General features: G+C 55.8%; 16 protein-coding genes and 1 tRNA gene. 10 read left to right on the top strand and 7 right to left on the bottom strand.

The annotated features are described in order from the left end of the window. The first annotated feature begins 1 nt into the window (after position 1). Both ACYVIA_RS09910 and ACYVIA_RS09905 read left to right on the top strand, forming a co-directional pair. Positions 2-811: an alpha/beta fold hydrolase gene (locus tag ACYVIA_RS09910; protein ID WP_460840304.1), complete on the top strand. Its 810-nt coding sequence runs from the start codon at positions 2-4 to the stop codon at positions 809-811. 112 nt (positions 812-923) lie between these two features. Beyond that, positions 924-1,241, top strand: coding sequence for an Mpo1-like protein (locus tag ACYVIA_RS09905; protein WP_460840303.1), 318 nt, complete (start codon positions 924-926; stop codon positions 1,239-1,241). Between the two features lie 15 nt (positions 1,242-1,256). Here the strand turns inward: ACYVIA_RS09905 and ACYVIA_RS09900 are convergent, their stop codons facing one another. Further along, on the bottom strand, positions 1,257-2,531 hold the full coding sequence (locus ACYVIA_RS09900) for a YihY family inner membrane protein (RefSeq protein ID WP_460840301.1): 1,275 nt from the start codon (positions 2,529-2,531) through the stop codon (positions 1,257-1,259). Positions 2,532-2,602: 71 nt separating this feature from the next. Here ACYVIA_RS09900 and wrbA point away from each other — a divergent pair, with 71 nt between their 5' ends. The 4 genes from wrbA to ACYVIA_RS09880 are packed head-to-tail and all read left to right on the top strand — an operon-like array spanning position 2,603 to position 5,479. After that, positions 2,603-3,214 (top strand): NAD(P)H:quinone oxidoreductase, encoded by a 612-nt coding sequence (gene wrbA, locus ACYVIA_RS09895; protein WP_460840300.1) that lies wholly within the window; start codon positions 2,603-2,605, stop codon positions 3,212-3,214. Further along, a complete protein-coding gene (locus ACYVIA_RS09890; RefSeq protein ID WP_460840298.1) occupies positions 3,211-3,618 on the top strand; it encodes a DUF2069 domain-containing protein in 408 nt (135 codons plus the stop codon). The genes wrbA and ACYVIA_RS09890 overlap by 4 nt, the downstream gene beginning before the upstream one ends. Beyond that, positions 3,615-5,021: an FAD-binding oxidoreductase gene (locus ACYVIA_RS09885; protein ID WP_460840296.1), complete on the top strand. Its 1,407-nt coding sequence runs from the start codon at positions 3,615-3,617 to the stop codon at positions 5,019-5,021. The genes ACYVIA_RS09890 and ACYVIA_RS09885 overlap by 4 nt, the downstream gene beginning before the upstream one ends. Continuing rightward, positions 5,018-5,479, top strand: a complete 462-nt coding sequence (locus ACYVIA_RS09880) for a DUF4124 domain-containing protein (protein WP_460840294.1) — start codon at positions 5,018-5,020, stop codon at positions 5,477-5,479. Before ACYVIA_RS09885 ends, ACYVIA_RS09880 begins: the two co-directional genes overlap by 4 nt. On the opposite strand, the gene ACYVIA_RS09875 is transcribed toward ACYVIA_RS09880, so the two are convergent. Then, a complete protein-coding gene (locus ACYVIA_RS09875) occupies positions 5,463-6,773 on the bottom strand; it encodes an HD-GYP domain-containing protein (protein WP_460840292.1) in 1,311 nt (436 codons plus the stop codon). The genes ACYVIA_RS09880 and ACYVIA_RS09875 overlap by 17 nt on opposite strands. A gap of 344 nt (positions 6,774-7,117) precedes the next feature. Between ACYVIA_RS09875 and tatA the strand changes: the two genes are divergently transcribed. The 4 genes from tatA to ACYVIA_RS09855 all read left to right on the top strand — a co-directional run bounded on the left by tatA (position 7,118) and on the right by ACYVIA_RS09855 (position 13,805). Further along, the gene (tatA, locus tag ACYVIA_RS09870) at positions 7,118-7,315 is read left to right on the top strand and encodes a Sec-independent protein translocase subunit TatA (protein ID WP_460840291.1); all 198 of its coding nucleotides are present in this window, start codon (positions 7,118-7,120) and stop codon (positions 7,313-7,315) included. Positions 7,316-8,046: 731 nt separating this feature from the next. Next, positions 8,047-10,290, top strand: a complete 2,244-nt coding sequence (locus ACYVIA_RS09865; protein ID WP_460840289.1) for a chondroitinase-B domain-containing protein — start codon at positions 8,047-8,049, stop codon at positions 10,288-10,290. A gap of 555 nt (positions 10,291-10,845) precedes the next feature. Further along, positions 10,846-12,075, top strand: a complete 1,230-nt coding sequence (locus tag ACYVIA_RS09860; RefSeq protein ID WP_460840287.1) for a chondroitinase-B domain-containing protein — start codon at positions 10,846-10,848, stop codon at positions 12,073-12,075. A 356-nt stretch (positions 12,076-12,431) separates the two neighbouring features. Beyond that, positions 12,432-13,805 (top strand): chondroitinase-B domain-containing protein, encoded by a 1,374-nt coding sequence (locus tag ACYVIA_RS09855; RefSeq protein ID WP_460840285.1) that lies wholly within the window; start codon positions 12,432-12,434, stop codon positions 13,803-13,805. 120 nt (positions 13,806-13,925) lie between these two features. On the opposite strand, the gene ACYVIA_RS09850 is transcribed toward ACYVIA_RS09855, so the two are convergent. The 5 genes from ACYVIA_RS09850 to ACYVIA_RS09830 all read right to left on the bottom strand — a co-directional run bounded on the left by ACYVIA_RS09850 (position 13,926) and on the right by ACYVIA_RS09830 (position 18,592). Continuing rightward, positions 13,926-14,717, bottom strand: a complete 792-nt coding sequence (locus ACYVIA_RS09850; protein ID WP_460840283.1) for a WbqC family protein — start codon at positions 14,715-14,717, stop codon at positions 13,926-13,928. Between the two features lie 138 nt (positions 14,718-14,855). After that, positions 14,856-14,940 (bottom strand) — tRNA-Tyr (locus ACYVIA_RS09845). 90 nt (positions 14,941-15,030) lie between these two features. Next, on the bottom strand, positions 15,031-15,981 hold the full coding sequence (gene rfbA, locus ACYVIA_RS09840; RefSeq protein WP_460840282.1) for a glucose-1-phosphate thymidylyltransferase RfbA: 951 nt from the start codon (positions 15,979-15,981) through the stop codon (positions 15,031-15,033). 332 nt (positions 15,982-16,313) lie between these two features. Then, positions 16,314-17,372: a dTDP-glucose 4,6-dehydratase gene (gene rfbB / locus ACYVIA_RS09835; protein WP_460840280.1), complete on the bottom strand. Its 1,059-nt coding sequence runs from the start codon at positions 17,370-17,372 to the stop codon at positions 16,314-16,316. Between the two features lie 32 nt (positions 17,373-17,404). Then, positions 17,405-18,592: a glycosyltransferase family 4 protein gene (locus ACYVIA_RS09830; RefSeq protein WP_460840277.1), complete on the bottom strand. Its 1,188-nt coding sequence runs from the start codon at positions 18,590-18,592 to the stop codon at positions 17,405-17,407. Between the last annotated feature and the right edge of the window lie 66 nt (positions 18,593-18,658).

The following is an 18,658-nucleotide window of genomic DNA, read 5'->3' as shown; positions in this document are numbered from 1 at the left end:
CATGCTGCTGAACGTACACGGACAAGATGCCTATTGCTATACCGGCGGCAAGTCATTCAATCCGCAACAACCTACCGTGGTGTTCATCCACGGTGCGCAGAATGACCACTCCGTCTGGATCCTGCAGACCCGCTATTTCGCGCATCATGGCTTCAATGTGCTGGCGGTCGATCTGCCGGGGCATGCGCGCAGCAAGGGTGCACCGTTGGCAAGTGTGGAAGCCATGGCCGACTGGCTGTTGGCACTGCTGGACGCAGCCGGCGTGCAGCAGGCTGCCCTTGTCGGTCACAGCATGGGCTCGCTGATTGCGATCGAAACTGCATTCCGCGCCCCGGCACGCGTGAGCAAGCTGGCGCTGGTCGGGACCGCTTACCCGATGAGGGTTTCGGACGCCTTGCTGGAAGCGTCCCTGAACAATGAACAGGCGGCCATCGACATGGTGAACATCTGGTCGCATACCTCGATCGCGCACAAACCGTCCTGTCCCGGCCCCGGCTTCTACGTCATGGGCGGGGGCCAGCGCCTGATGCAACGTATATCAGCGCAAAATTCGGCCAAGGTGTTCCATACGGATTTTTCTGCCTGTAACAATTATGCGAATGGTGAAACGGCAGCGAAGAGCGTCGGATGCTCTACCCTGTTCCTTCTCGGAAAGAAGGACATGATGACACCGCCAAAGGCTACGGCCGTACTCACGAAGTCCATTCCGCATGGCCGCACGGTGCAGATCGACAACTGCGGGCACGACCTGATGGCGGAGCAGCCGGATGCGGTTCTCGAAGCACTGTTCGACTTCATGGAAGCAGCTTAGGTCCTGTTGGCAATGCTCCGCTTCTTCTGGGAAATGACGTTGTTTTGAGGAATTCCGGTTGCAAGTCACCGCAACCGGACTATGCTGAGGAAAACAACATCGAGGAGACACCATGGCAAACGTCCTGCAGAAGGAATTCGCGTCGTTCGCGGAGTTCTACCCCTACTATTTGAGCGAACACTCCAATCGCACCTGCCGCGAACTGCACTTCGTCGGCTCGACCCTTGCACTGTTCTTCGTTGCGACGACGCTACTGACCGGCAACCTGTGGTGGCTGCTGGCGGCGCTGGTCAGCGGTTATGCATTTGCATGGATCGGCCACTTCATGTTCGAAAAAAACCGCCCTGCCACCTTCAAGCACCCGATCTATTCCTTTATGGGCGACTGGGTGATGTACTGGCAGATGCTTACCGGGCAAACATCCTTTTAGAGACTGTTCAGTATCTTAGACGAGCGCTCTCTGAGCAAAATGGTCGGCGAGGGTCTGGTGCAACCCTCGTTCGACGGCGCTTTCCACCTGCTTTGCAAGCGCAGCGTTTCCGGCGGTATTGAAGACGAACATCCGATACACGTCGGCAACCTTCAATTGCGCAGGATTCGCCAGCAAGACCCACGTATCCTGTCCCTCGATGTTCGGTTTCCCGAAGCCCGTGTGTTTTTTTGCCGGTTCTGCCTTCACACGTCCCACCCAACCGGCATCCAGCATCTTCTCCAGCAAGGCTTCCGACTCGTCATAACCGATGCGCGTCAGCTCGCGTATTGCCCTTGCATCGACGGCTGCGTTGCTTCCCTGCTCGCGAGCCTGATACAGGACATTGAGCACAGCCATGGCATCAATGAAGGCGCTGCCTGGCGTGGGAACATGCCACCAACGCTCGTACTTGACGATGGGCAGCGCGGCGGCAAGCACCGCGCCCATCAGGGTGATCAACCAGGAAATATAGAGCCACAATAAAAAGATCGGCAATGCGGCCAGCGCGCCGTACACCACGGTATAGGTGGGGAACTTCGACACGAACACCACAAAGATCCGCTTCGCAATTTCGAACGCTGCTGCTGCCAGCAATCCGCCGCAGGCCGCGTCGCGCCAGTCGACGAAGCGATTCGGCACAGCCATGTACAGCAAGGTGAAGGCACCGGTGGTAAGGGATACGGACAGCACCGTATTCCATAACGCAGCAGCGAGCGGCCAGCTTCTTGCGAATCCGTTAGTGGCATTGAACAGGTCGGATGTGAGGGTGATAGAACCGCCGATCATCAATGGCCCGAGGGTAACGACCGCCCAATAGATCACCAGGCGCTGCGTGAAGGGGCGTGCTGCCTTGACGCGCCAGATATGGTTGAACGCGCGGTCGATGGTCAGCATCATCACCAGCGCGGTCAGGATCAAGCCGATGGCGCCGAATGCCGACAGCCTGGTCGCCTTGCTTGCGAAAAGGTTCAGGTTGCCGAGAATCGTCTTGGCAATCGTCTTCGGCATCAGGCTCTTGATGAAGTAGGCCTCCAGCGATGCACGGAATGTGTTGAACAGCGGGAAGGTCGTGAAGATCGCCAAGGCGATCGTCAGGATCGGCACCAATGCCAGCACTGTGGTGAAGGTCAGGCTTCCGGCCACTTGCGGCAGGCGCTCTTCATTCAGCCTTGTCTTGGCAAAACGAAACAGTCCGCGCACGTCCTCCAGCGGAAAATTGCGGAAGATCGCGAGGTTGAAAGGAAACATGCGAACGAACTCGGGTTGAGGCATCGGGGCGCTGCGTTTTGGCGTTGTCAAAGCATCCTATAATACCAAGCATGAATTATTCATCCGATCTCACCATCCTCGTTCTGTATTATTCCCGTCACGGTGCCACGCGCAAAATGGCCGAACTGCTTGCACAGGGCATTGAGAGTGTCCAGGGCTGCGAAGCGCGGCTGCGGACGGTTCCTGCGGTGTCCACCGTCGTAGAAGCAACGCAACCCGCTGTTCCGGAAAGCGGTGCGCCTTATGTGGAGCTGCAAGACCTGGAAGAATGCGCCGGCCTTGCGCTGGGCTCGCCCACGCGCTTCGGAAACATGGCTGCGCCGATGAAATACTTTTGGGACAGCACCTCCGCGCAGTGGCTGTCCGGCGCATTGAGCGGCAAGCCGGCATGCGTGTTCACCTCCACCGGCAGCATCCACGGCGGACAGGAAGCGACGCTGCTGTCAATGATGATCCCGCTCCTGCATCATGGAATGATGGTGCTCGGCCTGCCCTATACACATCCGCAACTGATGACGACCACGACCGGCGGCACTCCCTATGGCGCAAGCCACTGGTCCGGCCCCAACGGCAATCACGCAATTTCCGACGATACGCGCGTCCTCACGATTGCACTTGGGCGCCGGCTGGCAGAAACCAGCGCCCGTCTGAGGAGTGCATGATGACCAACGAAACACAGAATCCCATGCAAAAGACTTTCCATGTCGGGGCAGCTATCAGCCTCGTCGCCCTGATCCTGTTGTGCGTCGCGTGGGAACTGATGCTCGCTCCCCTGCGTCCCGGCGGGTCGTGGATGGTGCTCAAGGTGGTGCCGCTGCTCTTCCCCTTGCGCGGCATCCTGAAACGCAACATCTACACCATGCAATGGTCGTCGATGCTGATCCTCCTGTACCTCCTCGAGGGCGTCGTCCGCGGCATGACCGACAGGGGGCTGTCTTCCACCCTCGGATGGATCGAAGTGGCGTTGGTCAGCGTGTTCTTCACCTGCACGGTCTTCTATCTCCGCCCGTACAAGCAGGCTGCCAAAAAACTGGCGAAGCAAGTCATCCAGAAGGCTTCAAAATGAATGAATTCCTCGCTCGCTGCCGCGATGCCGTCGGCGACGCTCATGTACTGACAGAGCCCGCCGATATGGCGGGCTACCTGACCGACTGGCGCCGCCGCTTTACCGGCAAGGCGCTCGCAGTCGTGAAACCGGGAACGACGGATGAAGTCGCTGCGATCATCCGTCTGTGCAACCAGTTCCGCGTGCCGGTCGTGCCGCAAGGCGGCAATACCGGCCTGGTTCTTGGCAGCGTGCCGGATGAAAGCGGCAATGCGATCGTCCTGTCGCTCACGCGGCTGAACCGCATTCGCGCGGTTGATCCGGTCAATAACACGATGACGGTTGAAGCCGGCTGCATCCTCGATCATGTGCAGAATGCAGCGGCCGATGCCGGCCGGCTGTTTCCGCTGTCTCTCGCCGCCGAAGGCAGCTGCACGATCGGCGGCAATCTGTCGAGCAATGCAGGCGGCACCGCCGTACTCCGCTATGGCAATACGCGCGAGCTCTGCCTCGGGCTGGAAGTGGTGACGGCGCAAGGCGAACTATGGAGCGACCTGCGCGGCCTGCGCAAGGACAATACCGGCTACGACCTGCGCGACCTGTTTATCGGCGCGGAAGGTACCCTTGGCATCATCACTGCCGCCGTACTCAAGCTGTTCCCGCAGCCGAAGGCGCAGCTGACCGCATTGGCAGCGATGCAGACGCCTGACGACGCATTGCGCCTGCTGTCGCTGGCGCAGGAGCGATGCGGTGCAGCGCTGACCGGGTTCGAACTGATGTCCGACTTCTGCCTGAAGCTCGTCGCCAAGCACTTCCCCCAGATCCGCGCGCCCTTCCCGCAAAGCTACGGCCAATACGTCTTGCTGGAATTGTCGGACAGCGAATCCGAAGAACATGCGAACGCCATGCTGGAATCGCTGATCACCGACGCGCTCGAGCAGGAGATCATCCAGGACGCAGCCGTCGCATCGTCGATCGCGCAATCCAACGGGTTGTGGAACCTGCGCGAACATATTCCGCTGGCACAGGCAGAAGAAGGCAAGAACATCAAGCACGATATCTCGGTGCCCATCTCGCGCATCGGCGACTTCATCCGCACCACGGACGCGCAGTTGCATCAGCACTTTCCTGGCTGCCGCCTGGTGACATTCGGCCATCTCGGGGATGGCAACCTGCACTACAACGTCTCTCCGCCGGAGAACGAATCGCCGGATGCCTTCATCGAGCGGCAGGCGGACATCAATCGTGTGGTGCACGACAGCGTGCATCAGTTCGGCGGCTCGATTTCTGCAGAACACGGACTTGGCGCGCTCAAGCGCGACGAAATCCGACAATACAAATCCGAAGTGGAAATGCAACTGATGCGTACGCTGAAGCAGGCGCTCGATCCCTTATGCCTGATGAACCCCGGCAAAGTCCTATGAGAAGAAAGCAACTTTCCCGCGCCTTGTTGAGCGCTCTCCTGTTGTCCTGTGCCGTTCCATCCATCGCCATCTACAAATGCGAGTCGGGCGGAAAGGTGGTCTACAGCGACACAGCCTGCGATGGCGGAAAGGCCATGCACGTCGACACCGCCCCTTCTTCCGATCCGGACATGGCGCTTCGCCGGGCCGCCCAGGAAAAGCAGCAGGTCGAGCGCCTCGTAAGTGCACGGCAAAAGCGCGAAGCCATCGAAGAGAAGGAACAAAAGCGCGCGGCGCATGCAGCAGCCGCAAAGCGCAAGCGATGCGACAAGCTGGCGCGACGCCAGAAATGGGCAGAGGAAGATGCCGCTTCAGTGACCAGGACCAGGGTGGAAGCGGCGCGCCGCAAGGCTAAGCGTGCTGCCGAGGAATATGTCGCCGAATGCGGCGGGCAGGACACGCTCAGCTTGGCACGCTGACGTCCCGGGCGACGGGGCGCTCGCCGTCGAGCAACGTGATCAGCGGCTGCAGTAGCTGCGCCTCATCTGAGACAAGCGCCTCCGCCTGCAATGAAAGGTCACGCGCGACATCGCGCAAGCGCCATGCGATCTCGCTACTGACAACGTTCGACTCGAACAGGACATCGATATCGCGAGGGTCAAAAAAACCGTCAGGATCATCCAGTGTGGAATCCAACCCGGTGCTGCTGAACGCGCGCTGGATGGTGGTAGCGCGCCGCTGCACTTCAGCAAGAAGATGTTTTGCTTTGGCAGATGCCAAGGCGTTGGTCGCAGCCAGGCTCTCTGTTGTCTCGATTACGGCCCCAATACGCTGGTGCAGCTGGGCGACCTTCGCTTGTTCCTCAGCGGCCGGAATGGCACTCCCGACTGTCATGTTCTCATTGCGGACCTGCCGGGCAGCACTCGATACGGCTGACACCAGCTTGTGCACATATTCTCCGGGTACAACCCGCAGCGCCAGTTCAGCGTGCTGAAGCGGGTGGTCAGAATCAACGAATACACCTGCAATCATCTCAGCAGTGGCCACAACCTGCCCGGCCGCGCTGATACTGCTTCCGGAGATCTGGCGTGGATAGCCGCTGCCATCGTGACGCTCATGATGCTCAAAAACAGCCTGCGCAACTGCCGCCGGATAATTTTCGAGATTCGAAACCAATAGTTGGCCGATGCGCGGATGCACGACCACATGCCGCCATTCGTGCGGATACAGGTGATTGCGCGAGTGCAGATACTGCGGATCGATATACAGCTCGCCAATATCATGCAGAAGGCCTGCCAGTGCGACGATGGACTGGTCCGTGCTGCTCATGCCCAGTTTCTTGCCGAGGCAGATCGATAGCAGGCTCACCATGACGCTGTGCTCCAGCGCACTCGATCCGCCGCGTTCAATGAGCGTGAGCATGGTGCTCATTGCGCTGCCAAACTGGATGCCGGAAAGAACCTGTACCGGGGACTGGCCACCGATACTCTGGACAATGGCACGCACCGGTTCGACGGTCTCGATGATGCGCTTTGCGTCGCTTGCGATGAGGCTGATGTCCACACCGGAATCGATGGCAATGCTTGATTCAAAAGGCTTGTTCAACTGGCGCTCCTGCAGGCTGGGCGAAATCTTCGTGCCCTTTGCGACCAGCTTCATGCCGCGCGCATCGAAGATATCCTCGGTCGCCATGATGTCCGCCGCGTCCGCGAGCGTCATCACGCGGTCGAGGTAATGCTTGTTGATGGAATTGATCAAGTGTTCTTCTGGCATGAGGCGTTTCTCGCTTTCGATTGCCGTGAGGTCGAGGCATCTTCTCTGCAGATTGCTGGCGCTCGAGACGTCAACTTCAATAATTTCATGATGGAAATTATGCTGAGTGTGCCTTTAGCATTAAATACATTTTCGAAAGACGCCTATTCTTCCTCGGTTCGCTCCACTCATATAGTTCCTCACCTCAATAGCGAAAAGCTACCAACCGATACTTTCCACAAATAAATGAATCTTTCAGGAAACTATTTCCTGCGAACATTGACTAAACCTACGTCTACTGCGCTTTACTTAGCGAAAGTATCTGTTTTAAACCGGGCGCCGTGTCCGGTTGTTAGGAGAAAGTTATGGGTTCGTTTAGCGTTTGGCACTGGCTAATCGTCTTGGTGGTTGTGATGCTGGTTTTTGGTACGAAAAAGCTTGGCAGCGTTGGCGCCGACCTCGGGAAAGCGGTAAAGGGCTTCAAGGATGGCATCAAGGATGATGAAGAAAAGGCACGCCCGGCATCAACGCAACCGCCAATCAGCGATACCGCCCCCCACTAAGTATCACAGTCAGCCTAAGGAAAAGGATCGCTTCATTGGCCAAGGCAGACAGAAGGTCTTCTTCCAATAAACCTTCGAAAGCAGGAAAGCAAGCGTCATTCCCTCCGGTGATCTCCGAATGGAAGACGCTTTTGAGCTCGCATTTTAAGAAAGCAGTAGTCAACCTCGTTTAATGCATTCCAACGTCGTCCTGCTGCTTATTTAGTTATCACAGATTGTTTTTTCCTTGTCTGCGAGCCTTTAAAGCCTGATGAGCGTTTTTGAGCATCCCCTCATCGGTACAGAAAGGTCTCTGCCAGACGAGTGATTCGGTGTAATGATGGTTTTAGACCCCTTCCGGCTTACTGTTCCGGCTCCATGGCGCTGGGCGATCGCATTCAGTAAGCAATCCGGAAAAGAAGTTGTTTCGTATGTACTGACGTTGCATTGCTTCCGCCGGTCGCGATGCAAGGTCAGTATCATCCGGGGCCATATCAACCTCCACATTGACTTCACTGCCTGCAGCCACCTAGCGACGGCCCGGTTTCCCGTTCGGGCAAACCGCGCGGCTCTGCGACGGCCCCAGTTTAGTGTGAGCTGTCCCGACCCTCAGCACCATCCGCCCTTTTCTCAGTACTCGGCCTAACGGCCACAGCTCTTCTTCGATTTCTCGCAATCGGCACTGATTGTCATCGCCTCTCGTTCGAGGCGAGGGGACAGTCATGCCCAAAACTTCTGAAAGGCACATAACCATGCAACGGTTATCCGTAAACCCTCCTAAATTCCGCCTGCGCCACTCGTATGCAGTCATGCTCGCCGCTGGCATTTGCATCGCGCCCAGCGTGCTCGCACAAACAGCCAGCACACAGGCGTCCTATGATGCAACCAATGTGTACTATCGCGTGCCTTACTCAAGCACGACAACATGGATACGCGTATATCTCGACACGGACCGAAACGCCACGACCGGATATCGATTCGGGACCATTGGTGTCAACCATTTGATCGAGAACGGCAAGCTCTATCGCTATTCCGGCACCGGAGGCACAAACTGGGCATGGACGCTCGTGAAGCAAGTTGGTTTTACGAAGAGCAGTGGAATTGCCAGCATTACCGCTGCCCGCACTGATTTGGGTTCGCCTGCAGGCATTGACCTCATCTCCCGTACCGATCCTCCGCTGCTCACATCGCCAACGATCACCCAAACATTTACAGTCGCAACCCCCACCGCGACCAACGATGCGACGAACGTTTATTACAAGATCCCGTATTCGGGTACGCCATCCTGGGTGCGCGTCTTCTTGGACACAGACCGTAATTCATCAAGCGGTTATCGATATGGGGACATTGGCGCGAACTTCCTGATCGAAAACGGCAACCTTTATCGTTACTCAGGTACTGGCGGAAGCAATTGGGCATGGACGCCGGTTAAACGTGTTAGCTATTCAGTGGGCACTGGAGTGGCGAGTGTGACGGTTGCCCGCACCGACCTAGGATCTCCTGCCGGAATCAATTTGATTACCAAAACAGATCCGCCGTCGAACATCTCGGCAGTCATCAGCCAAACGCTGGTTGCAGTTTCTGCACCTGCACCTGCACCTGCACCTGCACCTGCACCTGCACCTGCACCTGCTCCTGCTCCTGCTCCTGCACCTGCACCTGCACCTGCTCCTACACCTGCTCCTGCTCCTGCTCCTGCTCCTGCTCCTGCTCCTGCTCCTGCTCCTGCACCTGCACCTGGTCCCGAGCCAGCGCCGACGGGTCCGGTGTACTACATTTCACCCAATGGCAACGATGCCAATGCGGGCACGGCCACTGCGCCATGGCGTACCATCCAGAAGGCGGCCAGCACTGTCTCCGCCGGCGCCACCGTCATCCTCCTCGACGGCACTTATGAAGAACCCTCCATCAGCTTCCGCCGCTCCGGCACCGCTGACAACCCCATCACCTTCAAGGCGCAGAACAAGTGGAAGGCCGTCGTCGCGTCCACTTCCGGATGCAACCCGGCATTCAGCATCAAGGCCAGCCATATCCGGGTCAAGGACCTTCGCTTTACGCTCTCGCCGAAGAACGTCAAGTGCTCGACCTTCTCCTCTGCCAACGTCTCTATCCGCGCATGGGAAGCAACGGTGCCCAATCCGTCCAATCCCAGCACCGGACATGTCGGCTTCGTCGCTGACGGCATTTATGTCGACGCCATCGCCGGTCGCGACGTGGGGGTCAAGTCCAATCAGGATTATTCGATCATCCAGAATTCGGAAATCGGCAACGACGTCAATCTGCTCAACAACAAGAATTCGATCGTCCGCAACAACCTGATCTTCGGCCAGAACCGCTATGGCATTTCCATTGTGGCCAAGGGCGGCGTGCGCAATGCCCAGATCTACGGCAACGTCATCCGCAACAAGGCCACCAATGGTCAGGCCATTTATCTCGGCGGCTATTCCTGCGATGCCTGCTTCTACGATACCAGCGCCAAAGTTGAAGCCTACAACTCGGTGGCCTACAACAATGTCGTCATCAATGAAAGCGGCGTCGACATGGTGGGCCTGGTATTCCAGGGGGCCAAAGACAGCGCGTTCTTCAACAACGTCGTCATCGGCGGACAGCTGTCGATGCAGCTTGGCGGGCACAACACCGGACCGCAGGCATCGGTGCACAACCCGACCTTCAAGAACAATATCGTCATCTGCACCAGCGGCGATCCTGTTCAGAGCCCGCGCGGCTGGGCCGGCAATTACACCGGCACGCTCACTGTGGATTACAACAACTTCTACAACTGCTCCGGCACGCTCGCACAAGCCCATCCGATTAACGGCGATCCGCTCTTCGTGAATCGCACTTCGGACTGGCGCCTGCAAAGCGGCAGCCCTGCGCTTAACACCGGTGCGCCGACTTCCATCCAGGGGTACGGTGGCGAAACCATCGATGTCTCGCGCGACAAGAACGGCGCTGTTCGTTCCGCTCCGTGGGACCTGGGCGTCTATAACCAGTAACCCCCTCCTCCTCCGTCCATGACGGATTCTTCCCCATCCCTCCCCTCAGAGGGATGGGGAGCTCTTAGCTTTAATGAAGGCCGGTTCGCATACCGGCCCTTTAATTTCCGCATTCATATCTGCATGCATGCGTATTTCATAACGAGTGAGAAGAAAGGCTTCCTTTCTTATAAAGCCTTCGCAAAGCCTTCGCAAAAAACTTTTCCCCGACTGCAATTTTGCAGGAACCAATGCCTGTAAATGCTGCTCCTAAGAAACTCTTGCCCACGGGCATCGTTTGAATAGATTTAATAGGAGTGCAAATTGGCAATAACAGATTTTCAGCGCACGGCAGTTTCGAGAATTTCTTTTGCATGTGCAGCTGTATTGCTCGCCGCATGCGGTGGTGGGGGTGGATCCGGCGGCGAAGAGACGTCGGTACCTTCTAATGCGGGAGTCACAGATGCTGTTCAGTCGCATCAGGATAGCAATGCCGTGTTGTCGCCATCATCCTCTGCACAACCTTCGCCAACCCAACCTTCTGCCTCCGAACCCGAGCCAGCGCCGACGGGTCCGGTGTACTACATTTCACCTAATGGCAACGATGCCAATGCTGGCTCGGCCACTGCGCCATGGCGTACCATCCAGAAGGCGGCCAGCACTGTCTCCGCCGGCGCCACCGTCATCCTCCTCGACGGCACTTATGAAGAACCCTCCATCAGCTTCCGCCGCTCCGGCACCGCTGACAACCCCATCACCTTCAAGGCGCAGAACAAGTGGAAGGCCGTCGTCGCGTCCACTTCCGGATGCAACCCGGCATTCAGCATCAAGGCCAGCCATATCCGGGTCAAGGACCTTCGCTTTACGCTCTCGCCGAAGAACGTCAAGTGCTCGACCTTCTCCTCTGCCAACGTCTCTATCCGCGCATGGGAAGCAACGGTGCCCAATCCGTCCAATCCCAGCACCGGACATGTCGGCTTCGTCGCTGACGGCATTTATGTCGACGCCATCGCCGGTCGCGACGTGGGGGTCAAGTCCAATCAGGATTATTCGATCATCCAGAATTCGGAAATCGGCAACGACGTCAATCTGCTCAACAACAAGAATTCGATCGTCCGCAACAACCTGATCTTCGGCCAGAACCGCTATGGCATTTCCATTGTGGCCAAGGGCGGCGTGCGCAATGCCCAGATCTACGGCAACGTCATCCGCAACAAGGCCACCAATGGTCAGGCCATTTATCTCGGCGGCTATTCCTGCGATGCCTGCTTCTACGATACCAGCGCCAAAGTTGAAGCCTACAACTCGGTGGCCTACAACAATGTCGTCATCAATGAAAGCGGCGTCGACATGGTGGGCCTGGTATTCCAGGGGGCCAAAGACAGCGCGTTCTTCAACAACGTCGTCATCGGCGGACAGCTGTCGATGCAGCTTGGCGGGCACAACACCGGACCGCAGGCATCGGTGCACAACCCGACCTTCAAGAACAATATCGTCATCTGCACCAGCGGCGATCCTGTTCAGAGCCCGCGCGGCTGGGCCGGCAATTACACCGGCACGCTCACTGTGGATTACAACAACTTCTACAACTGCTCCGGCACGCTCGCACAAGCCCATCCGATTAACGGCGATCCGCTCTTCGTGAATCGCACTTCGGACTGGCGCCTGCAAAGCGGCAGCCCTGCGCTTAACACCGGTGCGCCGACTTCCATCCAGGGGTACGGTGGCGAAACCATCGATGTCTCGCGCGACAAGAACGGCGCTGTTCGTTCCGCTCCGTGGGACCTGGGCGTCTATAACCAGTAACCCCCTCCTCCTCCGTCCATGACGGATTCTCCCCCGCCCCTCCTCGTCAGGAGGGATGGGGAGAAACTCTCCTCCCTCCCTATCCATGTCGTGCGAGTCGTAACACGTACGTGGGCAATTGATCCATATCGATAGTCAGGCGTTTATGGATAGATACCGTTCAACCAAGATGATTAAATGCGTTGGTAAATAAAACCTTCCAGCTCAGGATGTAACGCACTGGTTCATCTCTAAGCGCAAGCACGAACATCGGAAAAGAACATGCTTCAATCATTTCACGGGCCTCTGTGGTATTGCCGTTTCCATTGCAATAGTCAATAGTGAGGTCCGTTCTCTTAATAGGTCGAGTGGCATGCATGGTATTTGTACCAATGCTTGGTCTGATGCCAAGTATTGCGTTCGCAGTGTCACGCTCGCATCCGGGGCCGACTAGTCCGGTGTACTACATATCACCCAATGGCAACGACGCCAATGCCGGCACGGCTCGTGCCCCATGGAGGAGTATCCAGAAAGCAGCTGACACCACTTCTGCAGGTGCGACTGTTATTCTCCTTGACGGCATTTACGAAGAACCCTCCATCACTTTCCACCGTTCAGGCACCGCAGACAAGCCAATCACCTTCAGGGCGAAGAACAAGTGGAAGGCTGTTGTTGCTTCCACTTCAGGATGCAACCCAGCATTCAGCATCAAGGCCAGCTACATCACGGTCAAGGATATTCGCTTCTCGGTTTCGCCCAGAAACATCACCTGCCCCATCTTCACTTCAGCTAATGCTGCTATCCGCGCATGGGAAGCAACGGTGCCCAATCCGTCCAATCCCAACACCGGACATGTCGGCTTCGTCGCTGACGGTATCAAGGTTGACGCCGGCCCCGAGCGCGCTGATGGCGTTAAATCCAACCAGGATTATTCGATCATCCAGAATTCCGAAATCGGTCAGGCGGTCGTTATCCTAAACACTCGCAACTCGATCATCCGAAACAACCTGATCTTCGGGCAGAACAAATATGGTGCATCCATCCTCGCCAAGGGCGGCGTTCGCAATGCGCAAATCTACGGGAATATTATTCGGAACAAATCTGCCAAGGGTCAGGCAATCTACATCGGAGGCTATTCCTGCGATGACTGCCACTTCGATACCGAAACGAATATTGAAGCCTACAACTCCGTCGCCTACAACAATGTAGTCATCAATGAGAGCGGTGCAGATATGGTTGGCTTGATTCTACAGGGAGCCAAAGACAGCGCGTTCTTCAACAACATAGTGGTCGGCGGACAGATATCGATGCAGATCGGTGGACATAACTCGGGGCCACAGGCACCAGTGCACAACCCGACCTTCAAAAACAATATCGTTATCTGTGACGGAAGGCCGGCCAAAAGCCGCCGCGGCTGGAACGGCAACTACACCGGCGCACTAAGCGTGGACCACAACAACTTCCACGATTGCAAAGACGTTCCACATCAGAAGAACCCCGTTGCCGGAGATCCGCTGCTGGTAAACCGAACGTCCGACTGGCGCCTTCAATCGGGAAGTCCGGCTATCAGCGCCGGTACCCCCATATCATTCAAGGGCTTTGATGGAGACGACATCGACATTTCTCGCGATCGGGACGGCGCCATCCGCACAACTCCCTGGGATTTGGGTGTTTATCGGTACAAGGAATGCTGCAAAGGCGGACACTCCGATAAAACAGCATCTCGCATAAGGAAACAACCGCCAAAATAGGAGCGTCTTTCTGTAAGTCGATCAGACAAAAAGGTGTGGTGCGCTATCACCACCGACTCAGCCTCGTGCACGAATTTTGTTGCACACACAACCAGGATAACAATGTAAAAACGAGAACACTCAAGCGGTTGTCGCTACTGTCCAATTCGTAGCAGTGCCACGTCCTTCGGGTTGCCGACAATACGGCTTCTGATCCGCTGGCCTTCCAAGCAGAGAGTAACAATTTAGTTTTTTCCGAACTTCATGAATATCATTGAACATCAGCACATCGATGATTGACAGTAAAGGAACAAACTCGTTTCGGAATTGCGGGTAGCTGACGTCACCGATCTTGTGGAACTTGAGCTCCATTCCGTGCGCCTCGAAGCGGTCGAAATCGTAGAGCTGCATCCCACCCACAAAGTTGATATAGGTTTGGCCATCAAGTTTCTTGGCCGTTCTGATCACTCGATCCTGCTTATCGCTGACATCGTTAATCTCGAGGTCAGACGCGATCAATATCGGGGTCGCGATGCTCATATAGGCACATAGTTTTCTGATCGAATTCTCGGCGTACTTTGCAAGATTCGTCTCCCTATGCATGAAAATTTCTTCCAACAGAGGATTCACCTTTTTGTAATAGGGGGCCTTCGCGTAAGCAGCATATAGCACCCTCAACAACCTTTGCATTTCCGATTGGTAGTCGTCACTCAAAGCCCGTTCGTTGATTTTCGAGAGATGAGCACCTTTCTTCAACGGAAAGGTAATCAGCTTATCCTTTCCGTTCATGAGAATTCTGTTTCTGTTGATCCATGACTCTTTGACATACTGCAGATCGTCGCCGAGGACAAACACATCAACTGCTGCAATCAGTTGAAAGTACCCCAGATAGGGAAACAGGTACGGCTGCATCATTCCGATTTTTTTTCCCATACTTGTATCCTGAAAAGTAAGTCCATTGACGAATATGCCCCCTGCAAGGCAGAGGCAAGCCACCCAACAATGCTTCAGCGCCTTTACCGATCCGCACCGCAATCTCATGGCAAATCGCTTTCCATCAGCAGTGCATTTTGGTGGAGGGAGCTGGATTCGAACCAGCGAACTCTAAGAGGACAGATTTACAGTCTGTTGCCTTTAACCACTCGGCCACCCCTCCACGTTTACCTTCAATAGATCTTTTCTTACAGCCTGTCAGTGAGCATGAATAAATCGATTCAATCTTCTTAGACATTGGCATCCGGCCTGCTTAATCTTCATCCGCTACGCTTCTCTTCTGGCGAAGATCAATCCGGTCCGGAGACTGCTCCAACTGCCGCAGGATGCCGAGCAAATACTCCCCATATCCATTCTTCGTCATTGGGTCGGCAAGTCGCTCGACATGCTCTGCCGTAATCCACTTCTGACGATATGCGATCTCTTCAGGGCAGGCGACCATCAATCCCTGGCGCTTCTGTAACGTCGCAATAAACTGTCCAGCCTCCAGCAGGGAGTCATGTGTCCCTGTGTCGAGCCACGCTATCCCTCGGCCTAGAATCTCCACGTTTAAAGCATCCATCTCCAGGTAACACTTGTTAATAGTGGTGATTTCCAGTTCCCCACGCGCTGAAGGACGAATAGTGGCTGCGATATCGCATACGCGCTCATCATAAAAATACAAACCGGTGACTGCATAGTTGGAGCGGGGTTCACGTGGCTTTTCGTCGATCGACAAAGCACGAAAATCAGCGTCGAAGCTCACTACGCCGTAGCGTTCTGGATCATGCACGTGATACGCAAAGATGCTCGCACCCTGAGGCTGCCCACTGGCCCTGCGCAATTTGCTCGCCAGTTCATGGCCGTAAAAAATGTTATCGCCAAGCACCAGTGCGCTTGGTTTACCACCGATGAAATCCCTTCCGATAATGAAGGCCTGCGCCAACCCATCCGGACGGGGCTGGACCGCATACTGGATATCCAATCCCCACTGGCTGCCGTCGCCTAACAGCTCCCGGAAACGAGGAGTATCCTCAGGCGTAGAAATGAGCAAAATCTCCCGGATACCCGCCAACATCAGGGTCGTCAGCGGATAGTAGACCATCGGCTTGTCATATACCGGCATCAGCTGCTTCGACACGGCGCGAGTGACTGGATACAAGCGCGTGCCGGAACCTCCTGCCAGAATGATGCCCTTGCGTTGAAAACTCGTCGTGTTAGTCATGTCTATGCAGGTAGTGGAAAGACTGATGCCTCATAGGGAGGCGATGAAGTGCGTTAATAAAAGCGCACATCCGGGTTCAAGATGCCTCCCCAGTGTCGGACAGTGTCGGCGCTGTGCACCTCTTGTTCCGGCTTATTACCTTCGTTATAAGGATCAGATTCTGACTAGCGATTCTAGAAAGCTTTTCTAAAATCGTTTTGAGGCAAAGCAGACGCTTTACCGGTTTGCGATGACTGCATGCGGAAGACAGTGATTGTCATTCCGCGATGCAGGTGTTTCAGGAAGTCTGCAAGAAGAGATTGGCACGACGAAGTGAACGAGCTAGTGCAGGATCAAGTCCCGTACTGCGTCCGTATCCATTCGCGATATGCACCACTGATCACATTCTCGATCCATGGCATATTTTCAAGAAACCATGAAACCGTCTTGCGAATGCCAGAATCGAACGTTTCTGCTGGCAGCCAACCCAGCTCGCGCTCGATCCGGGAGGCATCGATGGCATAGCGTCGGTCATGTCCCGGGCGGTCCTGCACGAAGGCGATCTGTGTTGCATAGGACTGCCCGTCGGCACGCGGCTTGATCTCGTCCAGAATCATGCAAATCGTATGTACGACTTCCAGGTTTGTCTTCTCGTTACGCCCGCCGACATTGTAGGTCTGCCCGACCACGCCCGCCTCCAGGACTCTTCGTACGGCACTGCAATGGTCTTTCACATACAGCCAGTCCCGGACTTGTTTCCCATCCCCGTAGATAGGCAACGGCTTGCCGGATAACGCATTCAGGATGCAGAGCGGGATGAGCTTCTCCGGAAAATGGTAAGGGCCGTAGTTGTTGCTGCAATTCGTCGTAATGACCGGAAGTCCATACGTGTGATGCCAGGCCCGCACCAGATGGTCACTAGCAGCTTTGCTTGCGCTATAAGGGCTGTTCGGCTGGTACGGCGTCGTTTCGGAAAACGCCGGGTCATCCGGGCCGAGCGTGCCATAGACCTCATCCGTCGACACATGCAGGAATCGAAAAGTGTCGCGCTCCGCATCGGGTAGAACGGCCCAATAAGCCCTGACCGCTTCAAGCAGATTGAATGTGCCTACCACGTTTGTCTGGATAAAGTCGCCGGGCCCATGTATCGAGCGATCCACGTGGGATTCCGCGGCAAAATTAATGACTGCACGTGGCCGATGTTTGGCGAGCAGTACACCGACCAGAGTCTTGTCAGCAATATCGCCACGCACAAATACGTGACGCTTATCGTCCTTGATACTGGAGAGCGTGTCGAGGTTGCCCGCATAGGTCAACTTATCGAGATTAACGACCGGCTCGTCGTGCGCAGCCAGCCAGTCCAGAACAAAGTTACCGCCAATGAAGCCGGCGCCGCCCGTTATCAGAATCACACATCACCTCTTTCTCGAATTCTCTACGCGGTTTATGGCTTCCGCATTGCCTTGCCTTGAATAGCGACCCCGCCGGTGGGGTTTAGCTGAAGCCCGCTATTTTCTCTCTCAATGCCAGCGAGCGCATCCAGGTATTTTTGAATTACCGTTTTCTCATCGAATTCACGCTCCACCTTTCTGCGTCCAGCCCAGCCCATCGCAAGTCTCTCTTCTGGCGAGAACTGGAACATCCTGATCATTTTTGCAGCGAGATCTTCAGGATCCTTAACCCTGCAGAGCAGGCCGTTTACATTGTCCTCCACGATGTCGCGGCATCCAGTCACATCGGTTGCGATAATAGGTCGGGCCATCGCCGCTGCCTCCAGAAGCGAACGCGGCACGCCCTCACGGTAGGAAGGAAGGACCACACAATCCGCGTTTTCCAAGTATGGCCGGACATCGTCCGTCTTTCCAAGATAGCTCGCGACTCCTTTCGCCTCCCAGTCCCGGATCCTCTCCATGGGAATGGAGTTCGGATTGGCCTCATCCACAAAACCGAGGAGATGAAACTGCACCGAAGGTATCCGCCGCCGGACGAGCCGCGCTGCTTCCATAAACTCTTCCACACCTTTGTCCTTGAGCATCCTTGAGACAAGCAGATAGACGAAGGACCGGTCTTGCAGAGACCGAGGCGCTTCCGGCTGAAAGCGCGCGAGATCCATTCCCGACCCAGGAAGCCTGTCCGTACGTTCCGGTCGCACCAGCCCGGTCGAAGTGAACAAAGCCTGGTCATCTGCATTCTGAAAAAAAACACGACGCGATCCATGCAGCGCAATGCGATAAAGCCCCCGCACGATACGCGTCAGCATACTGCTATTAATAAAAGCCGTTCCAAGGCCGGCAATGTTATTAATGACCGGGATGCCGAGGAAGTGTGCCGCCATGGAACCATACACATTTGGTTTCACCGTATAACCGAGATAGGCAAGCGGTCTCTCCGCCCGTAGCAAGCGAACATACCGTATCAGCAACTGCAGGTCGCGTCCCGGATGAGTACCGTTGCTGTCCATGGGGATATGCATGAAACGACATCCGAAGCTTTTCAGTCGCGCAGCATATTCGTCGCGCGGAGCCACCGCGACGACATCGTAACCACCATTGACAAGTGCCTTGATCAGGCCGGAACGAAAATTGTAGAGATTCCAGGCTGCATTGACGGAGATAATGATTTTGCGGTTCATAACGGATTGCCTGTAGAAGATCGCTACCTCAATTGAATTGTCCCGGAAAGAATGGATTTGGCATCA

This window comes from Noviherbaspirillum agri, assembly GCF_054780595.1.
The sequence above is the reverse complement of the archived record's forward strand: the minus strand, read 5'-3'. Positions and strand labels throughout refer to the sequence as shown.

Excerpts from the sequence above, each read along its gene's own strand:
- ACYVIA_RS09900 (WP_460840301.1), bottom strand. The coding sequence starts at position 2,531 with ATGTTTCCTTTCAACCTCGCGATCTTCCGCAATTTTCCGCTGGAGGAC.
- ACYVIA_RS09875 (WP_460840292.1), bottom strand. The coding sequence starts at position 6,773 with ATGCCAGAAGAACACTTGATCAATTCCATCAACAAGCATTACCTCGAC.
- ACYVIA_RS09855 (WP_460840285.1), top strand. The coding sequence starts at position 12,432 with ATGGTATTTGTACCAATGCTTGGTCTGATGCCAAGTATTGCGTTCGCA.
- ACYVIA_RS09850 (WP_460840283.1), bottom strand. The coding sequence starts at position 14,717 with ATGGGAAAAAAAATCGGAATGATGCAGCCGTACCTGTTTCCCTATCTG.
- ACYVIA_RS09910 (WP_460840304.1), top strand. The coding sequence starts at position 2 with ATGCTGCTGAACGTACACGGACAAGATGCCTATTGCTATACCGGCGGC.
- tatA (WP_460840291.1), top strand. The coding sequence starts at position 7,118 with ATGGGTTCGTTTAGCGTTTGGCACTGGCTAATCGTCTTGGTGGTTGTG.
- wrbA (WP_460840300.1), top strand. The coding sequence starts at position 2,603 with ATGAATTATTCATCCGATCTCACCATCCTCGTTCTGTATTATTCCCGT.
- ACYVIA_RS09865 (WP_460840289.1), top strand. The coding sequence starts at position 8,047 with ATGCAACGGTTATCCGTAAACCCTCCTAAATTCCGCCTGCGCCACTCG.
- ACYVIA_RS09830 (WP_460840277.1), bottom strand. The coding sequence starts at position 18,592 with ATGAACCGCAAAATCATTATCTCCGTCAATGCAGCCTGGAATCTCTAC.
- ACYVIA_RS09880 (WP_460840294.1), top strand. The coding sequence starts at position 5,018 with ATGAGAAGAAAGCAACTTTCCCGCGCCTTGTTGAGCGCTCTCCTGTTG.
- ACYVIA_RS09885 (WP_460840296.1), top strand. The coding sequence starts at position 3,615 with ATGAATGAATTCCTCGCTCGCTGCCGCGATGCCGTCGGCGACGCTCAT.
- rfbA (WP_460840282.1), bottom strand. The coding sequence starts at position 15,981 with ATGACTAACACGACGAGTTTTCAACGCAAGGGCATCATTCTGGCAGGA.
- ACYVIA_RS09890 (WP_460840298.1), top strand. The coding sequence starts at position 3,211 with ATGATGACCAACGAAACACAGAATCCCATGCAAAAGACTTTCCATGTC.
- ACYVIA_RS09905 (WP_460840303.1), top strand. The coding sequence starts at position 924 with ATGGCAAACGTCCTGCAGAAGGAATTCGCGTCGTTCGCGGAGTTCTAC.